Annotated in this window: 1 protein-coding gene; it reads right to left on the reverse strand. The window is 67.7% G+C overall.

What is annotated here, in order from left to right:
• Nucleotides 1-122: 122 nt before the first annotated feature.
• Nucleotides 123-626 carry a hypothetical protein gene (locus ACSNOD_RS31575; protein ID WP_436770500.1) on the reverse strand — a complete coding sequence of 168 codons (504 nt, stop codon included), beginning with the start codon at nucleotides 624-626 and terminating at the stop codon, nucleotides 123-125.
• Nucleotides 627-715 lie beyond the last annotated feature (89 nt).

The following is a 715-nucleotide window of genomic DNA, read 5'->3' on the forward strand; positions in this document are numbered from 1 at the left end:
GGAGCATGTGCGCCGCGCTGCGGGGGCACCCCGCCACGTCCCCTCCGGCCCGTAGAGCGACGCGCCCGCGGTGGGGGTGGAAAACCACAGGTGGTTGCGGCCGTCCCGCGGCTCCACGCTCGTCATCGTTGTGCCGTGATCGCGCGCTGACGGCCACGTGACGTGACGGCGAGTGCTGTCGATGGAATGCCCAGCTTCCCCAGCCGGGAGAGAAGTTCTGTCTCCTGTTCCTGTGTGACGGCAATCCACAGGGACGTTCCCGTGTCGCCGGCGCTGAAGATCAACCGGCCGCCTCTCCAGCCCTCGGCGTTGATCGTGTAGGGGACCAGGTCGGACAGAATTTCAAACTGTCCGTCGTCGTGGACGTCGATGTCGATCCCCACCGGATCGATACGCCGGGAGCGGGTGCCGTCCCCAGCCTGTTCGCAGGCCAAGGACAACGCCCGCTCGTACGACGGCAGCACCGCGGGTGGCCAAGCGTCGTCGCTGTACGCGTCGAGGTGAGCCGCGTCGATGTCCGAACGCAGTACCCGAAGTGCCTCCCGATGGACGAGCACGGCATCTGCGGCAGTCAATCCGTCAACGGCGACGAGTTCGCGACGCGTGCGGCCATCGTTATTGATCACACGTGCGACTTTCCCACACGCGCGACGGGTCGCGACTCCACCGGCGCCCGGCACTCAGGGAGCGCGAGCCCCCCCACCCCGCTTTGTGC

This window comes from Streptomyces sp. URMC 123 (assembly GCF_051386515.1).
GTDB lineage: Bacteria > Actinomycetota > Actinomycetes > Streptomycetales > Streptomycetaceae > Streptomyces.